Raw genomic sequence first — 15,610 nt, forward strand, 5'->3', positions numbered from 1 at the left:
CCAATGAACAAGCTAAAAAATCACTTTAGAATATCTAGCTATCGTACTAAATATCTAACTAAAGTCCTATAAGTCATCATGGTTATTCTAAATAAAGCCAGGTCGGCTTAAACCTTGTTGTTCATTTTTAAAGTAGCGTGTGTGTTTCAGTTAAATTGGTACGCTAAATTTATGGCAGCGAAACAAGATCAACTTGGACGTTATAGTGACAAATCAAATGAAAATTCGGTTGAATCTGATGCTTTGCATGGTAACGGTAATAAGAAGTGTTTAAGATACCCCCATTATCATTTAAATTGCTTGTTTTATTCGCTTTAAAAAGCCAGTTATCCTGTTGTATTCAATCCTAATAGCCGGCTATTAGTTAATCATGCGCCTTATTAGTTAACCTTTTTAATCCGACTTAAATCTACGTACTTTGAATGCTCATAACATTTGGCATTTGCCACTCATCATTGATTATTTAACGCGGAATTTACATGAATTTAGAACAAGCTTTATTAGTAATAGGTAATGCACATGACAACGAACTGCCTGTTGCCGCGCTCGACGTAGCTAAAACGAATTGGTCAGCATTTTATGCTGAATTAGAGCAGATAATAGATCAATTTGTCGCAGATGATAGTTCGCTAACCGATGAACAGAATGCCGTTTTATTTTTTGGCACCTTATTATTAGCCGAATTAAAATATTCTCCCGCGCTGTCAAAGTGCTTGCAGCTTTTTTCGTGCAGTGACTCGTTTTTAACGCCTATTGAAGGGGTGTTTGGTGATGCGATTACTGAATTAACATCAACCTTATTTTATAATGTCGCCAATGGTAATACACAAGCTTTGTCTGACTATATTGTTGCTGGTCATCAAGCTATGTATGGCAAAGCATCTGCTATGGAAGCGGTATTTGCTCAATACGAGGTGGGCACTATTGATAAAGCTGAATTAAGTGAACATATTACGCTTTGGTTAGCCGCATTTTTGGCTTTACCCAGTTCAATCAGTAGTTTTTTAATGAGCGCATTAGCTGATTCTTGTATCGAATATCAACTTGATGATCTTAAAAGTCAGTTTATTGGCTTATGTGATAAAGACGTATTTGATGAATACCGTTTTAAACAAGATGAAGTAAAAGCATGGCAAAGCCTTGATGGGCGTAAGTTGATTGAGTCTGGCATTATTCAAACAGAGTTTAATCTTGTTGACACCTTAAATTCTTGGGCTGAAGGTGATGGCTCAGATGATGAAGTATTCGACAATCCTTCAATCGATAGCCTTTCAAGCGACAACCTTTCGAACGACGACCTTGATGTATTTGATTCGTTAATGGGCGAGGGCGGTTTGTTGTCTAATATCTTGTACGACGAAAATACCATTTTAGAGAACAGTGTGCCCGTGAGTTCATTAGCAACGGCTGGCCGCAATGATCCTTGCCCGTGTGGCAGCAACAAGAAATATAAAAAGTGTTGTTTACAGTAAAGTAGCAAGCTGGAATAGCCAAAGTAATAACCAAAGCAATAAGATAAACACTCGCATCTACACCATCTAGCTAACGGGCTATAAAACATTATGGCTCTGTTAAGTAAAGTGATGTTGGCAATGATGGTGTAAAGGTTTATCTTCATTTTAAATTAGCGTGAGTGTCCTAGTTAAACGCTAGTTAAACGGCCAAAATAAGATTGCTGAATAACATCAGCAATCACAGTATAATTGCACATTATCATCAGGTATTTAATCAAAGGTATTTAAAAAGTAGTATGGCAGAACAATTAAATTATCCCGAACTAACCGTTACCCAGCTTGATCTAACTGAAGCACATACCTCAGATGCCATAAAACCTGATGCCATAAAAAAGTGTACACAGGTTGCTGAGATAAACAGTGATGAAATGGATAAAGCCGTGCCTAAAATTGTGCTTGCTACCCTCAATGCTAAATACTTTCACACCAGTTTTGGTTTACGTTATCTTTACGCTAATTTAAAAGAATTAAAGGATTATTGTGAAATAAAAGAGTTTATTATCCAAACGCGTGCCATTGATATTGTTGAACAAATTCTTGCGTCAAAACCTGATATTGTTGGGTTTGGGGTCTATATATGGAATATCGTTGAAACCACCGATGTGGTTAGCTTATTAAAAGTTATCGCGCCTGACATTAAGATTATTTTAGGCGGGCCAGAAGTCAGTTATGAAACTGAGCAGCAAGCCATTGTTGCCAATGCCGATTATGTATTGACAGGTCCGGCGGATTTAAGTTTTTATCAACTGTGTAAAGACATAATAGATAACACGCCACCCGATAAAAAAATAGTTCACTCAAAACCGGTTGAATTAAATGAGTTAGCATCACCTTATCAGTATTATACCGATGAAGATTTAACCCACCGTTTGCTTTATGTTGAAGCCTCGCGTGGTTGCCCGTTTAAGTGTGAGTTTTGCTTATCGTCTTTAGATAAAACCTCTGTGCCATTTGAGATAGTCATATTTCTGGAGCAAATGGAAATTTTATATAACCGTGGCGCGCGTAATTTTAAATTTATTGATAGAACCTTTAATTTAAATATTAATACCACGATGAAAATCATGCAGTTTTTCTTAGACCGAATGACTAATGATCTTTATCTGCATTTTGAAGTTGTGCCTGATCATCTGCCTAGAAAGTTAAAAGAGGTGTTAGCGCAATTTCCAGAGGGCAGTTTGCAATTTGAAATTGGTATACAAACTTTTAATACACAAGTGCAAAAAAATATTAGCCGTAAGCAAAACAACGCTAAGTCGAAAGACAATTTAATCTGGTTAAAAGATCATACCCACGCACATATTCATGCTGATCTTATTTTTGGTTTACCCGGCGAAACTTTCGAGACCTTTAAAGACAGCTTCAACCAACTTTATCATTGTCGTCCGCATGAAATTCAAATGGGTATATTGAAACGTTTGAAAGGTAGTCCGATTATTCGACATACCGAAGCATTTGATTTGCGTTTTAACCCCTTGCCACCTTTTAATATTTTAAGTACCGACCGGGTGAGTTTTACCACCATGCAACGTATTAATCGCTTTGCTCGCTATTGGGACATGATTGGTAATTCAGGCCGTTTTAAATACGCTTTACCCCATATGTTGTCGGATGAACCGTTTGATGATTTTATGGCGATTACCGAGTGGATTTTTAATAAAACCGGGCAAATTCATAAAATTAACCTGAAAAAGTTATTTGAGCTAATTTCACAAGCGGTTGAAGCTTTGTATCCTGAAAAGCATGAAGCGGTTATCGAAAAAATAGAGCAAGATTACGAAGCCGCTAAATTGAAAAGCTTGTTTAGTAGCTTGAGCCTTTATGCGGTTCCACAAGCAGCAACCACAGTGAAAAATAAATCACTGCAGCGACAACAACGTCATATGAGTTAATAGCTGATTTAATGTCATCATTTTTATCAGCTCAAAGTCTGGCAGGGCAGAACCATGACTCAAAAGGCAGTTACCATGGGCTTAATCAGGTTCAATCATATTTAAAGTGTATCAATTCTGTGAGCTCAATGCCGACGGTGATATTTAATTGGCATTACTCGCCATATACTTTGCTGACTAACTTTAAAATGACAATGTTGTCATACTTGTTGCGATAGCAATGCCTCAGGTGAGATAATTTCGTGAGTTGCTTAAGGAGGTAATTCAATGAAGATATTACTTGTTGAAGACGAACAAAAAATTGCTGACTTTATCTGTGAAGGCATGCAAACAAAAAACGTCACTGTTACCCATTGTGCTGACGGTAACCAAGGCTATGAGGTCGCGAGTAAAAACACTTTCGATATTATCATTCTCGATATTATGCTTCCGGGTCGTGATGGCTTAGATATTCTTCGCTCTATTCGTCAAATGGGTATCGATACGCCCGTTATTCTTCTGACCGCACGTAATGAACTTGGTGATCGTGTTCAAGGCTTAGATATGGGCGCTGACGATTACTTAGCAAAACCTTTCTATGTAGAAGAGCTCAATGCTCGTATCCAGGCATTACTTAGACGACATGCCGGCACACAACAACATGTAATTGAAGTAGGTTCGTTACAACTTGACTGCATTAACCGCAGTATCAATTGTCAGGGGCAATCTGTCGAACTCACTAGTCGTGAATTTAGCCTATTGGAATATTTAATGCGCTCGCCAAATAAAGTATTAACACGCGGACAATTATTGGAGCATGTTTGGGGCTATGATTTTGATCCCTGCACCAATGTTGTCGATGTGTGCATTAAACGTATTCGCCGTAAACTTACCTCTCTGGAAAGCGCAGGGAAAATGGTTGGTGCCATTGAGTCAGTTCGTGGTACAGGTTACCGTTTAAGCCCACGTTAAGGTGATAAAATGAAGTTTCGTACGCGTATTTTTTCCATATCTATCTTAACGGTAAGTGCTGTACTCGCAGTTATTGTTAGCTTAAGTTGGTCACGTATTATGAAAGTGGAACTTGAGCAACTTGATGCCCGCCTTTGTATGGAAGAAAAGCGCATAATGGACTTTAATTTACGTAAAGAACGGCGTGGAAATAATCCGTTGAGCGCCTTTCCCATGGTAAGTAAGGCAGCTAATGCTGATGACTGGCTTATTAATGATTTAATGCAGAAGCTGCGCATTAGCTCTGCTAGTCAACTGATGATATTCGTTGAATCGAATGAGTCTGGTGTATTAACACAATCTGAAGGTGTAGACGTTCAAGCAGTAATAAGTACGTTGAACAATGAGAGTGAAGAGCAATTAGCGTCAACGGATAGAAATGGGGCGACGGTTCTTTGTCAGCTTGTTTTCTTTGAGCATAATAAAAACCAATGGCGAGGTAGTTTTTTTCATACCGCTCAAGCGCAAAGCTTCATTGCTGTTGACGTTTCAGCAACAACTAACCAACTAAAAAGTACCTTGCGAGAGGCACTTGTCGTTGTTATCCCTTTCTCTGTATTACTGTGTGTTCTTGGTGCATGGTTTATTACGAGCAATACCATACGACCGATAAATCGCTTACAAACATCAATGAATATGGTGACAAAAAAAGACCTTAGCCATCGCTTGCCTGAGCATAAAACAGACGAAGAATTTAAACTATTAATCGCAGCATACAATACAATGTTAGAGCGACTTGAAGATAGTTTTCAACAAATTTCTCGCTTTACGGCTGATGCTGCTCATGAGCTTAAAACGCCACTGACGGTGCTAAGAGGTAAGCTTGAACAAGCGGTTATCAATGAGAATGCCGAGCAATTAGATCTCAATGCCATTCTTGATGAAGTGGGGCATTTGTCGGCTATTACACGAAAATTGCTACTGCTGTCGCAGGCGGACGCTGGCTCGATGGCGCTGCATCTTGAAGCGATAAATATAACAGACTTATTAGATGAGTTAACTGCCGATATGGAGCTGTTGTCGGATGAATTGGTACTGCATTGCGCTATTGAACAAGCCTTAATAACTCAAGGTGATACTGTATTATTAAAACAGCTGCTAAATAATTTGCTGGTTAACGTGATGCGCTATAGCCTTCATGAGAAAGGTGTGACTATTCAAGCTAAACAAAACGGCAGTCAAATAGAAGTGCTTATCAGTAACTTTTGTCTGCCTATGTCAGATGCAGTGAGAGTTCAATTATTCGAACGTTTTTATCGTGGCGAGCCTGAGCACATGCAAGGACTGTCAGGTAGCGGCCTTGGGCTAAGTTTAGCGCGAGAAATTGCCCGAGCACATGACGGCGATCTCATTATTGAAGCGAGCGATAAAGAGCTATTTACTCTGCGATTGTCGTTGCCGATAGCTAAATGACAAGCTAGAAATGACAAGTTAAATGACAACATTGTCATCCATAGCCAATGGCTAATTGTTAGCATTAGGGTAACTCATAAATGGTTACCTTAATTGCTAAAGAGATTGGTCATGAATATCAAAAATATTACGTCCCTTATTCCTGTTGTATCGATCGTAAGCTTGATACTACTCATGTCAACGGCAACTAAAGCCGATGAAACCCTTAAACTTTTCAGCCCTGCGTTTTTAGATAATCAAGCACTACCGGTTCAATTTACCTGTGAAGGTGACGGTATTTCACCGCCATTAAATTGGCAAGGTGTACCTGATGATGCGAAGTCTTTGGTGCTGATTATGGATCATATGCCCATTGATCATAGACCCAATAAAAATCCACTTGATAAGCCAAAAACCAAGGGTGCAGGTAACGAGGGAAATACGTTACCTTTACTGCACAAAGAAGCTAAAACCAAAAAGCCAGAAGGCTTGCGTTGGTACTGGAGTATTTACAATATTCCAGCGAATGTCTCTGGTATTGTATCGGGTGCTAACGCGGATGTTAGTTCTAACAAGGAAAATGAGCAGCCAGTCGGTACGTTTGGTAGCAATGTAGTCAATGATAATAATGAATATGCACCACCTTGTTCAAAAGGTCCGGGCTTAAAAAACTACACCTTTCATTTATATGCACTTTCAAAAATTTTAGCACTCTCTGAATCAAAGCATGTATCAGCAGAAATTTTACGAGCCAATATGCAGGGTTTTGTCTTAGCTTCTGACGCTTTAAGCGTCAGTTTTGAGCGCAGTTGCCAATCGCGAGCAAAACCTCACTTGGAGCCAGACAATCACCAAGACAATCAGCAAGGTAATCAGCAAGAAGAAAAAAGGCATCCACCATCAACATTGCCACTATGTGAGCAAGCTAAAAGTACAACCGATGAAGACGCTGACTCTAGTACTTCTCTAAGATAAGCAGCTTTGAAGCTTTAGTTAAGCACAGTTATAAAATATATCTGCACAAAAATTGAGAGAGTTACATGAAAAAAAACATTAAAAAGACCTTGCTATTAGTGCTTTTTATCGTCGTTATTATCGCAGGCGTAGGCTACAAATACAGCATGTCACAGCAGGTTCAAACGGTATTTATCACCGATATTGTTACACGAGGCAATATTGACAGTGTGGTACTAACAAACGGTGTGTTATATCCGTTTAAATTGGTCAGTGTTGGTGCTCAAATTTCAGGATTGATAGAAAAAATTGATGTTCAGTTGGGTGATGAAATAAAGCAAGGAGATTTGATTGCTCAAATCGATAATTTAACCCAACAAAATGCTTTAAAAGAAGCCGAAGCTTTACGCAAGAGCATCGATGCTCAGTTACGGGCAAAACAAGCGCAGATTAAAGTGGCGATAGCTGAATTTACACGAATTAAAAAGATGCTGGCGAATAACGCAAGTTCACAATCAGACTATGACACAGCTGAATCTATACTGGCAGTTTATCGAGCAGAGCTAGATCAGTTAAGTGCCGAAAAAGAGAAATCTATTATCAGTGTAGATAACGCTCAGGTTGATCTAGGTTATACCCTTATTGAGTCGCCTATCGACGGCACAGTAATTTATGTCTCGGTGGAAGAGGGGCAAACGGTCAATAACAATCAAGGTACGCCGAGTATTATTGAACTGGCACAACTTGATGTCATGACCATTAAGGCACAGGTTTCTGAAGCCGATATTATAAACGTCAGTGCAGGACAAAAAGTTTATTTCACTATTTTGGGCGCAACAGGTAAGAAATATCACGGTGTTTTACGCGCCATTGAGCCAGGCCCAACATTGCTTAGCGGTGATGATAGTTCGTTGAAAATTGGTGACGATGAAGCGATTTATTATAATGCGCTGTTTGATGTTGAAAACCCTGATAATTTATTACGCTTTGGTATGACAACACAAGTTTCTATTATTCTTGACAAAGCAGAAAACGTCTTGCTTGTGCCGTCGCAGGTATTACTTAAAAAATCTGGCCTAAATCCTTCCTATCAGGTGCTAGTGAAAAATGGCGACCAAGCTGAATATCGAGATGTGGAAGTTGGCATCAATAATAAAATATACGCACAGATACTATCAGGGCTTAATGAAGGCGATGAAATAGTGATTAGTCAATTATCAGGTCTTAACAGTATGGCTTCCTCTAACGCTATAGGCAGCTCGATGGCTGGGCTAGCAGGTGGTGGTATGCGTGGACAAGGTGGTCCGGGTTCAGGTCGGGGCTTATAAATGATGACTGATGCACTGATAAAACTTGTCGATGTAAGCCGCAGTTTTACTGCTGGCGATAATGAACTTATTGTTTTAAAAAATATTAACTTGCAGATTAACCGTGGTGAAATGATCGCTATTATTGGTGCCTCTGGCTCTGGAAAGTCGACACTGATGAACATGCTTGGCTGCCTTGATAAGCCAAACAAAGGCAGTTATTTCATCAATGGACAAGACACCTCTACTATGGGGGAAGATGAACTTGCCGCATTACGACGTGAATACTTTGGCTTTATTTTTCAGCGTTATCACCTTTTAAGTGATTTAAGTGCATTGGGTAATGTAGAAGTTCCAGCCTTGTATGCCAATGAAGATAAACACGCTCGACAAGCAAAAGCGAAACAACTGCTTACCCGGCTTAGCTTGGGCGATCGTTTAGATCATAAACCAAACCAGCTGAGTGGCGGTCAGCAGCAACGAGTGAGTGTCGCCAGAGCTTTAGTCAATGGTGGCGATGTTATTCTAGCCGATGAGCCAACCGGTGCATTAGATAGCAAAAGTGGCGAAGAGATGATGAAGTTGCTTCAGGAGCTACACGGCGATGGCCACACCATTATTTTGGTCACACACGATCCTAATATTGCAGAGTTTGCTGATCGTGTTATAGAGCTAAAAGATGGAGAAATTATTAGCGATAAAGCTAATGGCAATAACCCTAGCAGCATTGCACAAGAAACTTCTTGTTATGTCATTGCAAGCAAAACAGTTGAAGGCAAAGCAGTTGAAGGTAAAGAACTAGAAAGTACAAAGAAAAAAGCTAAAACAAAAGCTAAAACGAGTATTACTTGGTCACGTTATTTTGAAGCATTGAAAATGGCGCTTATTGCCATGTCTAATAATCGTCTGCGTACGTTTCTTACCATGCTGGGTATCATCATAGGTATTGCTTCAGTGGTGTCAGTGGTTGCACTAGGCACGGGTTCGCAGCAAAAAATTATGGATAATATTGCTTCAATGGGCACCAATACCATAGAGATAAAGCCTGGAACAGGTCGGGGAGATCGTCGCTCTGGGCGAGTTCATTCACTCACCGCAGAGGATGCCAAGGCGCTTAAAACATTATCGTTTGTCGATAGCGCTACTCCTACAGTTAGAGCGAATGTTGCCATTCGTTATTCCAATGAAACGGTTACCGGCTCGGTTCAAGGCGTTGGTACTGAATATTTCCGTGTACGGGGTTATAACTTGGCACAAGGACAATACTTTGGCGAAGACAGCGTAGATACACTAGAACAAATTGCGGTCATTGACGCGAATACCGAACAAGCACTTTTTGCCGACGGTAATGCACTCGGTAATGTCATTTTTCTAGGCCGACTTCCCGTGCGCGTTATTGGCGTGACTAAGCCAATTGAAAGTATGTCTGTCAATAGCGATGAACTGAATGTTTGGTTACCTTATACCACAGTATCAGGCCGTATATTTAGGCAAGATTATGTCGATGATATCACCGTAAGGGTTGACGCAAATGTATCGAGTGAGGTAGCAGAACAAGGAATTATTAACTTACTGACCATGCGGCACGACACGGTTGATTTTTTCACTATCAACACCGACACGATACGAAAAAGCATAGAAAAAACATCTGAAACCATGACATTACTCATTTCTGCTATTGCGTTCATTTCGTTGTTAGTGGGGGGGATTGGTGTCATGAATATCATGTTGGTTTCAGTAACTGAGCGCACGAAGGAAATAGGTATACGCATAGCTGTTGGAGCTAGGCAGATGGATATCATGCGTCAGTTCTTGATCGAAGCCGTGCTGGTATGCTTTTGTGGTGGTGCGCTGGGAATAGGGTTAGCCTACTTGGTTGGTGTAATTATCACGTATACGGGTAGCGATTTTCAGATGATATATTCTAGTACGTCGATCATCGCCGCTTTTGCTTGCTCGACACTGATAGGTATTATATTTGGTTACCTTCCAGCCCGTAATGCGGCAAAACTGAACCCTATTGAAGCTCTGTCAAGGGATTAGGGTGAGTTCAAACGCTTCAGCGATCAGAGAATAGGCAATATTAAATGTATCGCAGAGTATAAAGAAGGCGTTGAATCAAAATAATTGCTTAGCGGCACGGCTGATATAATCTATTGCATTATATCAGCCGTGCCTAAAGTGTTTATATTGAGAAAATAGTTTATGTCATCTGAATTTTTAAAAAGCTTAAAGCTTAAAGACTAGAGACATGGGACAGTTATCTGTCAGGATAACTGTGCCATGTCTCTACAAACTCATAACTGCCCCAAAAGTAGGTTAATGTGTAATCTAAAGGGCAGTATTGAGCTATTATCAGCGATGAAATAGCCTTTAGCGTTAACTTTTCTATTAGGCTGAACTCATTGATTATTTTGTTTTTTTAGCTTGAGTAATAAAATCGTTTAAGTAGTCTATTTGCTGTTCGTCCTTTCGAATACCTACAAAAATTTGTTTACTAATACCTTGCTTCCCAAAACGTAGACTTTTGATTGGCATTGATTTTGAGTATTCATCGACTAACCAGCCCGGCAAGGCACAAACACCTCGACCAGCGGCCACCATCTGTAACATGATCTCAGTTGTTTCAATAATTTTATGTTTTTTAACTGAACACTTTGCTGGATTAAGAAATTGACTAAAAATATCTAGCCTCATTGGCTCAACAGGGTAACTAAATAACACTTCTTCGCTTAATTGCTCGGGTAATACAAAGTCCTGCGTTGCTAGCTTGTGAGATGTGGACACAACAAGTCTATGCTCATAGTCAAAAACGGGGATGTAGGTTATTTGGGGTTTAAAGAGTGGGTCAGGTGTAATAAGCACATCTATTTCATAACTCAGTAATGCACCTAAAGCGCCAAACTGGAATTCCTGCTTCACATCTATGTCGATGTCTGGCCACTGAACAAGATAAGGCTCTATGACTCTGAGTAACCATTGATAACAAGGATGACATTCCATGCCTATTCTAAGCGCACCCATTTCACCTTTTGCAATCTGATTTAATAATAATTCTGTATGTAAAAACTGAGGCAATACTCTATTGGCAAGCGATTGAATACGCTCACCAGCAGCAGTAAGACGAAGGTTTCGGCCATCTTTTTGCCATATCGGAGTCGACACTTGGCCTTCTAATTTTTTAATACTGTGACTTAATGCAGATTGAGATAAATGTAATGAATCAGCCGCTTTTGTTAGCGTTCCATGTTCTTTTATTGCCGTTAGTATTTCTAAATGAATCCTTTCTATCATCAGTTAACTCCTGTCTTTTGTTTTAATGATGAATTATATTCATTGAATGATGAAGTTATATCATTTTTACTCATTGAACAAGTATTGGTACAATTATTTTAGATAGCTAAATTGGTAAAAGATCATTGAAATGAAGCCATAAAAGTAATCATAAAAGTAGTCAAAAAATTAATAACTAGAGTTGAAAGCAGTACTTAATATTAGCTTGGTCATATAGCAGCGAAACATTACGTAAAGTTTGCCTTGTTTTTACCTGAACCCAGCTGAAGGAACATAGTATTGCTACGGTTTGACATAAAGAGCTAACATCGGGGTGGTAGCTTAGCCAAGAATCGCGGGCTAAGTTTTTGCCGATCATTAAAAATAGAAGTAGTAGTTAATGAATATCATTGAATTTATAACAAATAATATCCCTACCATTTTAACCTTGGTTACCACCGGAGTATTCGCAGGAATTTTAGCCGGCTTATTAGGCGTAGGCGGCGGTATCGTCATCGTGCCTGTGCTATTTTTCTTGTTCCAGAGCTTTGGCGTATCGCCAGAATCTGCCATGCTGATTGCTACTGCAACGTCATTGGCTACCATAGTGCCAACCTCTATTAGCTCAATTCGTTCGCATCATCAAAAAGGTAATGTAGATTTTGATCTGCTCAAACGTTGGGCTGTATTTATTCTTATGGGTGTATTAGCGGGAAGTTGGTTAGTGACTCGCGTTGAAGGTACTGTGCTTACTCTGTTGTTTGGCGTAATAGCGACCCTATCTGCGCTAAACATGCTGCTCAGAACTGGAAAATCCGCTTTGTTTCAACAACTGCCTGCTAAAGCAGGGCAAACGGTTATGGGCACATCTATTGGCTTTTTCAGTGCTATGGTCGGCATTGGTGGTGGCACTATTTCGGTTCCGTTACTCACGCTATATAATTATCCAACCCATAAGGCCGTTGGCACCGCAGCAGCGATAGGATTAATCATTTCGTTGCCAGGAGCACTAACAATGTTAGTTATGGGGAACACTCCAACCGATGCACCAGCGGGAACATTTGGCTTAGTTAACCTTATTGGATTCATTTGTATTGTGCCGCTCACGGTATTATTTGCGCCGGTAGGGGCATCGTTGGCAGCTAAATTAGATGCTGGAAAACTGAAAAAGATTTTTGCCTTGGTATTACTGTTGACGGGCCTACGCATGTTGGCACAAATTTTCTTATAGGTTGTAATGTGCAATTAGGATATGACTTTAAAAAAAAGGTTACTTTTCCTAAAGCAATAATACAGCGCTGTGATTCATAGCGTTGTATTATTGTGTTCGATTTCAACAGCCATTATCGGATAATTTGTTCGATAATGGCTGTTGAATATCATCAAATAAAAAATCCCCGACACATATTATTAGCTTGGTTAGTTATTAGGCTAACAGCTCTTTTCGAACGATTTCTGCACCTGCACTTAAGGCGTTTAGTTTATCTCTTGCCACTTGATGAGGTAAGGGTGCCATACCGCAGTTAGTACAAGGGTATAGCTTGTCAGCATCGACATACTTCAGCGCTTTTCGCAGGGTATTGGCCACTTCTTCTGGTGATTCAATCGTATGGTTTGCCACATCAATGGCGCCAACCATCACCTTTTTACCGCGAATGAGTTCAAGTAGTTCAATGGGCACATGAGAGTTATGACATTCTAGTGAGATAATATCGATAGTAGACTTTTGCAGCTTGGGAAATGCTTCTTCATATTGTCGCCATTCAGAACCTAAGCTTTTTTTCCAGTCTGTATTGGCTTTTATGCCATAACCATAGCAAATATGGACAGCCGTTTCGCATTTAAGCCCTTCAATGGCTCTTTCTAAACAAGCAATTCCCCAATCATTTACCTCATCGAAAAATACATTAAATGCAGGTTCATCAAATTGGATAATATCAACACCCACCGCTTCTAACTCTTTGGCTTCTTGATTGAGTATTTTGGCGAATTCCCAAGCTAATTTTTCGCGACTTTTATAATGATCATCATAAAGTGTATCTATCATTGTCATGGGGCCTGGCAGCGCCCATTTAATAGGTTGCTTGGTTTGCTGACGTAGAAATTTGGCGTCTTCAACAAACACTGACTTTTGGCGACTAACGGGGCCGACAACTGTTGGTACACTTGCATCATAGCGATCACGAATTTTAACGGTTTTACGTTTCTCAAAATCAACGCCGTTGAGGTGCTCAATAAAGGTAGTAACAAAATGTTGGCGCGTTTGCTCGCCATCACTAACAATATCAATCCCTGCATGTTGTTGATCTTGTAATGACAAACGTAAAGCGTCTTGTTTGCCCTCTATTAATTCATCACCTTGCAATTTCCAAGGCGACCAGAGTGTTTCAGGTTGTGCCAGCCAAGAAGGTTTAGGTAAACTGCCAGCCGTTGAAGTGGGTAATAATTTTTTGCTAATAAGTGCTTTGTTAATAAGTGCTTTCATAAAAATGATGCCGTATGTAGAGTGTTTATTTAATGTTGCTATTGTGTATAACGTTTAAACGTAAATATTTAACGTAACTATTTAATGTAGCTATAAAATCTAGCTATTAAGATAGTTAGCAGACCATTGCTCAAGTACCGCTTGGTATGGTTTGATGAAGTTCTCCTCAGCAAACTTTCCTTGCTCGCTACCTAACTTGCTACGTTCTTCTCGGTCATAAACGATTTGAGTTAATGAATGATCCTGATTCTTCAAATTGGGTTGATAGGATTTTCCTGCAGCAGCATTGGCATTATAAATCTCAGGTCGGTAGATTTTTTGAAAGGTGCCCATTGTACTTATGGTACTTATCAGCTCAAGGCTAGTGTAATCATTAAGTAAATCACCAAAAAAATAAAAAGCTAAAGGTGCAACACTGTTTGGCGGCATAAAATAACGCACTTGTAAGCCCATTTTTTTGAAATATTGCTCAGTCAAAGACGATTCATTTGGCTGATATTCTACACCCAATACAGGATGCTGATTTTCAGTTCTCTGATAGATTTTGTTATCTGAAACACTAATGCATATAACGGGTGTTTTACTAAAATTTTGTTTATAAACCTTTGAATCGACAAAATACTGAAAAAGTTTGCCATGCAGTTCGCCAAAGTTATCTGGAATACTAAATTTGGACTGACCCTTATTATGATCTTGTAGCAATACGCTAAAATCATAATCTCGCACATAAGATGAAAAATTATTTCCTATAATACCTTCAATGCGTTTGTTATTTTTACGATCAACAATATTCGTTTTCAATACTTCAATCGATGGGAAGGTTTTACCACTGCCTTCAATATCGACACCAACGGAAACGATTTCAAGTTCGACAGAATAACGATCTCCTTTGGGGTTATCCCAATGTGCTAAGGCATTAAAACTATTATCGATCATCTTTAAAGCGTTGCGTAAGTTCGCTTGGCGATAGTTTCCTCTGGCCAAATTAGCAAAATTGGTCGAGATACGGGTATTGTTTGATGGTTGATAATCTTCATCGAGACAAATGCTCTTAATGGTAAATGTAAAATCTTTGTTATTCATGATCTGGCATCCAATGTATTTATTTCTATTTCAAGGTTTTACAAGGTTATTTTCTGATATTTATTATCAGTAGCTTGCACAGCATTTTTATTTTCCTCTACTGGTCAAACTAAGAATTAACGGTCGTATTGCCTAGAGTTAAGAGTACTGTGTGTTTTATACTTGGTTTGTTTTATGAATAAAATTGATTTAATTTCATTGAACTATGAAATATTTGCATGTATTGCTTTGATTTACATTTTTGAGAACATTTTGGCGTAAATTACTGATTAATTTCGCTATGATAGTGTTATGTCTCAGTCGCCTTATCAAACATTATTAGGCCATTAGCTTTGAGTTGTTCAAAGATTAGCTTAATTTAATATCTGCTTTTTCCCGTTTTAATATCGTCAATATTAGTCGTTATTACGGGGGGGATGTGTGAGGCTTTATCTGAAATACTATTTACAATGTGATTAGGCTATAAGTTCACAAAGCTCGAAAGTTATTTGAGTTCGGTTCGTTTTTTAATCTGCTCTGGTGATACACCACAACAGCCACTTACAATCGATCCGGCAGCGTTAATCCAAGAGCATACAAATTCACGGTATTTTTGGGGAGAAATATCGTCTCTAATAACATGTTTGTGAGCATAATCGTTGTAAATGGGCGTGTTTTTCCGGCAAAACTGATTAATAATCCTTGTCCACTTGAATTAAAACCTACAGAAACCCATATTAA

Annotated in this window: 12 protein-coding genes; 8 read left to right on the top strand and 4 right to left on the bottom strand. The window is 39.2% G+C overall.

Going from position 1 to position 15,610, the window contains the following annotated elements; translation table 11 throughout:
• The first annotated feature begins 479 nt into the window (after nucleotides 1–479).
• The 7 genes from H4J59_RS15870 (at nucleotide 480) to H4J59_RS15900 (ending at nucleotide 10,092) form a co-directional block, all read left to right on the top strand.
• Nucleotides 480–1,472: a DUF1186 domain-containing protein gene (locus tag H4J59_RS15870; protein ID WP_182240989.1), complete on the top strand. Its 993-nt coding sequence runs from the start codon at nucleotides 480–482 to the stop codon at nucleotides 1,470–1,472.
• A 278-nt stretch (nucleotides 1,473–1,750) separates the two neighbouring features.
• Nucleotides 1,751–3,406 carry a B12-binding domain-containing radical SAM protein gene (locus H4J59_RS15875; RefSeq protein WP_182240992.1) on the top strand — a complete coding sequence of 552 codons (1,656 nt, stop codon included), beginning with the start codon at nucleotides 1,751–1,753 and terminating at the stop codon, nucleotides 3,404–3,406.
• A gap of 267 nt (nucleotides 3,407–3,673) precedes the next feature.
• Nucleotides 3,674–4,357: a response regulator transcription factor gene (locus H4J59_RS15880; RefSeq protein ID WP_182240994.1), complete on the top strand. Its 684-nt coding sequence runs from the start codon at nucleotides 3,674–3,676 to the stop codon at nucleotides 4,355–4,357.
• Between the two features lie 9 nt (nucleotides 4,358–4,366).
• The gene (locus H4J59_RS15885; RefSeq protein ID WP_182240996.1) at nucleotides 4,367–5,809 is read left to right on the top strand and encodes an ATP-binding protein; all 1,443 of its coding nucleotides are present in this window, start codon (nucleotides 4,367–4,369) and stop codon (nucleotides 5,807–5,809) included.
• Nucleotides 5,810–5,920: 111 nt separating this feature from the next.
• Nucleotides 5,921–6,763, top strand: a complete 843-nt coding sequence (locus H4J59_RS15890; RefSeq protein WP_182240998.1) for a YbhB/YbcL family Raf kinase inhibitor-like protein — start codon at nucleotides 5,921–5,923, stop codon at nucleotides 6,761–6,763.
• 65 nt (nucleotides 6,764–6,828) lie between these two features.
• Nucleotides 6,829–8,070 (top strand): efflux RND transporter periplasmic adaptor subunit, encoded by a 1,242-nt coding sequence (locus H4J59_RS15895; RefSeq protein ID WP_182241000.1) that lies wholly within the window; start codon nucleotides 6,829–6,831, stop codon nucleotides 8,068–8,070.
• A 3-nt stretch (nucleotides 8,071–8,073) separates the two neighbouring features.
• Complete coding sequence (locus H4J59_RS15900) at nucleotides 8,074–10,092, top strand: MacB family efflux pump subunit (RefSeq protein WP_182241181.1); 2,019 nt, start codon at nucleotides 8,074–8,076, stop codon at nucleotides 10,090–10,092.
• A 366-nt stretch (nucleotides 10,093–10,458) separates the two neighbouring features.
• Here the strand turns inward: H4J59_RS15900 and H4J59_RS15905 are convergent, their stop codons facing one another.
• The gene (locus H4J59_RS15905; protein ID WP_182241002.1) at nucleotides 10,459–11,343 is read right to left on the bottom strand and encodes a LysR family transcriptional regulator; all 885 of its coding nucleotides are present in this window, start codon (nucleotides 11,341–11,343) and stop codon (nucleotides 10,459–10,461) included.
• A 379-nt stretch (nucleotides 11,344–11,722) separates the two neighbouring features.
• Here H4J59_RS15905 and H4J59_RS15910 point away from each other — a divergent pair, with 379 nt between their 5' ends.
• Entirely contained in the window at nucleotides 11,723–12,553 is an 831-nt protein-coding gene (locus H4J59_RS15910; protein ID WP_182241004.1) for a sulfite exporter TauE/SafE family protein, read from the top strand.
• Between the two features lie 195 nt (nucleotides 12,554–12,748).
• Here the strand turns inward: H4J59_RS15910 and H4J59_RS15915 are convergent, their stop codons facing one another.
• The 3 genes from H4J59_RS15915 to H4J59_RS15925 all read right to left on the bottom strand — a co-directional run bounded on the left by H4J59_RS15915 (nucleotide 12,749) and on the right by H4J59_RS15925 (nucleotide 15,569).
• Complete coding sequence (locus tag H4J59_RS15915) at nucleotides 12,749–13,807, bottom strand: methionine synthase (RefSeq protein WP_182241005.1); 1,059 nt, start codon at nucleotides 13,805–13,807, stop codon at nucleotides 12,749–12,751.
• Between the two features lie 99 nt (nucleotides 13,808–13,906).
• Nucleotides 13,907–14,890: a DUF1852 domain-containing protein gene (locus H4J59_RS15920; protein ID WP_182241006.1), complete on the bottom strand. Its 984-nt coding sequence runs from the start codon at nucleotides 14,888–14,890 to the stop codon at nucleotides 13,907–13,909.
• Between the two features lie 484 nt (nucleotides 14,891–15,374).
• Nucleotides 15,375–15,569, bottom strand: a complete 195-nt coding sequence (locus tag H4J59_RS15925) for a homocysteine S-methyltransferase family protein (protein ID WP_182241182.1) — start codon at nucleotides 15,567–15,569, stop codon at nucleotides 15,375–15,377.
• Nucleotides 15,570–15,610 lie beyond the last annotated feature (41 nt).

It is taken from the genome of Colwellia sp. MB02u-10 (assembly GCF_014077185.1).
Taxonomy (GTDB): Bacteria; Pseudomonadota; Gammaproteobacteria; order Enterobacterales; family Alteromonadaceae; genus Cognaticolwellia.